The sequence below is a fragment of the Roseibium sp. TrichSKD4 genome (genome assembly GCF_000148725.1).
Taxonomy (GTDB): Bacteria; Pseudomonadota; Alphaproteobacteria; order Rhizobiales; family Stappiaceae; genus Roseibium.
Map to the genome: position 1 here is coordinate 330,220 of NZ_GL476319.1, position 3,784 is coordinate 334,003.

Annotated in this window: 4 protein-coding genes; 2 read left to right on the forward strand and 2 right to left on the reverse strand. The window is 50.7% G+C overall.

Translation table 11 applies throughout. From position 1 onward, the window contains the following. Nucleotides 1-222: 222 nt before the first annotated feature. Entirely contained in the window at nt 223-708 is a 486-nt protein-coding gene (locus TRICHSKD4_RS17865) for an Lrp/AsnC family transcriptional regulator (RefSeq protein ID WP_040617198.1), read from the reverse strand. A 234-nt stretch (nt 709-942) separates the two neighbouring features. Between TRICHSKD4_RS17865 and TRICHSKD4_RS17870 the strand changes: the two genes are divergently transcribed. Then, nucleotides 943-1,902 carry a sulfurtransferase gene (locus tag TRICHSKD4_RS17870; protein WP_009468301.1) on the forward strand — a complete coding sequence of 320 codons (960 nt, stop codon included), beginning with the start codon at nt 943-945 and terminating at the stop codon, nt 1,900-1,902. 120 nt (nt 1,903-2,022) lie between these two features. Here TRICHSKD4_RS17870 and TRICHSKD4_RS17875 read toward each other — a convergent pair whose 3' ends face one another. Then, on the reverse strand, nt 2,023-2,565 hold the full coding sequence (locus TRICHSKD4_RS17875) for an ecotin family protein (RefSeq protein ID WP_083782832.1): 543 nt from the start codon (nt 2,563-2,565) through the stop codon (nt 2,023-2,025). 323 nt (nt 2,566-2,888) lie between these two features. Between TRICHSKD4_RS17875 and TRICHSKD4_RS28350 the strand changes: the two genes are divergently transcribed. Continuing rightward, nucleotides 2,889-3,680, forward strand: coding sequence for an intradiol ring-cleavage dioxygenase (locus TRICHSKD4_RS28350; RefSeq protein ID WP_009468303.1), 792 nt, complete (start codon nt 2,889-2,891; stop codon nt 3,678-3,680). The last annotated feature ends 104 nt before the right edge of the window (nt 3,681-3,784 follow it).

Sequence of the window (3,784 nt, forward strand, 5' to 3'; positions counted from 1 at the left end):
CGTTGACTGATACCTATGACACCTTGGGCAATCCGTCCGCTGGCTCAAACGCAGCAGCTGACATGCCTAAAAGGCCAATGAGGCCAGCAGTCACCAGCGCAGATAGTCCGCTTTTTTTCACTCCCAACATTCCAGATCTCCCTCTCAACCTTTGATCCCAGAATTAGCAGGAATAAAACGCTACGGCATTCGTAATTACCTCAATGCGGCTTCAGAAACCTTCTATTCCGATTTGGGCTTTTCTGCCGGGACATACCCAAGTGGAAGCGCGGTCGTGTTTTTGATCTGCTCCATGGCAAAAGTCGTTGAAACATCGGTGATATCAATCTTGGCGATGAGCTTCTTGTAAAACGCGTCATAGGCTTCAATATCTGGCACCGCGACGCGCAGAAGATAATCCACCTGCCCGGCCATTCGGTAAAATTCCACAACTTCAGGAAACTCCTGAATGGCATCCGCAAACTTGCGCAACCAGTCCTCAGAGTGCTGATTAGTGGTAATGGAGACAAAAGCGGTTACTTTGGCATTGACCTTCCGAGGATCCAGAACAGCAACCCGTCCCGTGATTACGCCGTCCTCTTCCATCTTCTGAATCCGGCGCCAGCAAGGGGTTGTCGACAGCCCAACGCGCCTTCCGATTTCAGCGACAGGGATCGTGCAGTCTTCCTGCAAAATGGACAGGATACGGCGGTCAATACGGTCGATCATCTCGTAGTTCCAGACTTGTTTCGCGACTCGTACCCAGCATTCAACAGACTGCTCGCTGGATTCGATTTTCGCATTCATTCAATTCGTTGGAATAAAGTTCCAAGGCCGACTTATCAAAGGAAATCTTAGATTTTTCTTCCATCAGCACGGCTCAGATGCATTGCCTTTTTTGCCTGAAATGTCAAATAAGGGCATGAATTAGAATAAAATTCCCTAACGAGACTTGAGGCCATCATGAGCTACTTTCTCTCCGCCGTGAAAGGCACACTCGCAGCAGCAACCGTTGTTACCGGCCTTGTGTCCAATGCAATCGCCGCTCCGGAGGTAACCCCACTGGTGTCAACAGACTGGCTTGCCAGCAATCTGGGAAGCGACGAGATCGTCGTCCTCGACACACGTTCCAAGATCTCCAAATCCGGCAAGGAAGACTATCTGAAAGGTCACATTCCTGGCGCTGTCTGGAGCGAATATCCGGGCTATTGGCGCACAGAACGCAATGGTGTCGTCGGTGTCCTGCCCTCAGTCGAAAAACTTGAAGCGGCTCTGTCAGAAATCGGTGTATCTGAGGACAAGGCAGTGGTCATTGTCCCCCATGGCAAAGACAGCCTTGAATTTGGATCAGCTGCCCGCATCTATTGGACCTTCAAATATCTTGGCCACGAAGCCGTGACCATTCTGGATGGCGGCCATGCCGCATGGGTTGCCGAAAATCGCCCGCTCGAAACCGGCAATGTCGTGCCTGAAGGCGATATGTTCGTCGCCGAGATCAACGAAGACCTCCTGATCTCGACTGATGAAGTCGCATCTGCGGTCGGCAGCGATGCCGTTCTTTTGGATGGTCGTCCGCTGAAGCAGTTTGTCGGTCAGGAAAAGCACAAGAAAGCCACCCGCTTTGGCCACATTCCGGGCGCCGTCAATCTGGATCAGGCGAACTTCTACGATAAGACCACCAATCGCCTGAAATCGAAGGACCAGATTGCCAGCTTGATCCCTGCCAGCCTGAAATCAGCAGATGCGCCCGTTGTTTCCTACTGCAACACCGGCCATTGGGCCGCGACAAACTGGTTCGTTTTGAGTGAACTTTCAGGGCACAAGAACGTCACTCTCTATGACGAGAGCATGGTGGGCTGGACCCGTCAGGCAGATCTCCCGATCAAGGCGACAGAACAACCAGCTCCGCTTGCAACCAACTAATCTAAACTGCCTCCCGAGCAGTTGGCAAAACGCCCGGCCAGAAATGACCGGGCGTTTTGTGTTTCAGTTCGAATTGTAAAGCCACGTGTGACTGGTCAATATCAGGAAGGCTTGGCCAAATCACCTGACCTCATCAAACCCACCATCGGCCTTCCAGAAACGATAGCGAAGGACGGCATCTTCGGGGGCATAAACCACAACTGGAATAGCCGAGTTATAGCCAACAGTCTTGGTTACAAAGGGAACGAACGCTTGACGGCGACTACCGTTTGAACACAGCATCAGCGAACCGAGCACCTTGTCTGACAAATCAGCTCGCAGGTATCTGTAGCCCCAACCCTGCACTGTCTCTTGATGTAGAACACCCGCACCCCGATAATTGTTGCAATCGACCTCCATCACACGACCAATAACCAGCTCAATGGAGCGATCGTGATCCCACATCGGGCCATTGTTGACTGGCTTTCCGAGATGATACGGCAGATGAAGAACGTACCTTTTCCATCCATTTTCAGGAGAAGGATAAGGCTTGAGACTGTCGATACTCGATTGCGTCGCCCGGCTTTTGTTAATCTCAACTGTTGAGCCTGCAGCAAACGAGAATGCGGGAACCATTATCGACACGAGTGCAGCAACTACTAATGACTGTGTAGAAAATTTCATTGCGCTTCCTTTATTTGCCAACCGGATAATGGTGCCACGAATACAAAACGGGCCTAACAATAAGCCAATTCAAGGCGAAATCGCGTCCGGCGTTGGTGATTTAGTTGGTGACTTTCGATCGCACGCCACACGTTTTGCGCTCGAATGATTGGTCAAACGCATAACAGACTTCCCTCGAGACAATTTATTACATAATTCGGATTGTTCACTTCCCCCTGCCCGCATAGCTTTACCTAACGTTACGCGATCACCCTTCTCAAGAACTGGCAACAGACGTCGTAACCGATTGTAATCAAAAGACCTCTCACTTTACGGAGCAGGAAATGTCAATAACACGCAGGCAAGGTTTGATTTTGGGAGCCTCTGGGCTTTTGGGGCTGACCAAATTCGCCACAGCGTCAGAAATGGATGGCATTGGCCCAAATCGTGGTGTCCTTGATAAGGCGTGGAGAGGAAAGCAGACATGCATCAATACCGATGTTCCAGTCTCGGCAATTGATACACGCATCTCACAGTCTCAGGACTTTGGCGAATCAACTTGCCAAATGCTGGAAGACAGTTTTGAAGGCCCATATTTCACCTGCGCGCCCACTCCGGGTAAAGACATCACTTATGGCGAACCGGGTATGCCGCTCACTGTTGCCATTCGCCTGATCGACGGCAACTGCCAGCCTATTCCCGGTGGTGTTGTTGATATCTGGGCTTGTAATGCCTCAGGCTACTATTCCGGCTATGGATTTAGCCCCGACGAGTCTCCACCCATGGTGCGTGCGATAATGTTTGGACATATCGAACCAGATCGCGCACAACGTTTTTGTCGTGGAGCCTTGCGCACAGATGCAGACGGAATTGCCGAATTCGATACGGTATACCCGGGTTTCTACTACAGCCAACCAATCCACATTCACTTCAAGGCCCATGTTAGTGGCAAGAACCTGCTGACCAGTCAGGCAAACTTCTCCGAAGGCATAAACGAACAAGTGATGCAGACATCACCTTATAGTGGCCCACGCCCCATTAAACGGTCTGTCAAAAACACCGGTTTCCTGAAATTCAAGGTGCAAGAACGAGGTGGGCGATTACTGGCAGTTCTGGATTTGGCGGTTCCAACCTAAAGCCGAACAACGTTCAACTGCCTCCTTCTGCAATACACACAATCTGCCACTTCTGCGTGAAGCTGAATTGTATTTTCGACAATACGCATTTTTGACAATTTAAT

Excerpts from the sequence above, each read along its gene's own strand:
- TRICHSKD4_RS17865 (WP_040617198.1), bottom strand. The coding sequence starts at position 708 with ATGATCGACCGTATTGACCGCCGTATCCTGTCCATTTTGCAGGAAGAC.
- TRICHSKD4_RS17870 (WP_009468301.1), top strand. The coding sequence starts at position 943 with ATGAGCTACTTTCTCTCCGCCGTGAAAGGCACACTCGCAGCAGCAACC.
- TRICHSKD4_RS17875 (WP_083782832.1), bottom strand. The coding sequence starts at position 2,565 with ATGAAATTTTCTACACAGTCATTAGTAGTTGCTGCACTCGTGTCGATA.
- TRICHSKD4_RS28350 (WP_009468303.1), top strand. The coding sequence starts at position 2,889 with ATGTCAATAACACGCAGGCAAGGTTTGATTTTGGGAGCCTCTGGGCTT.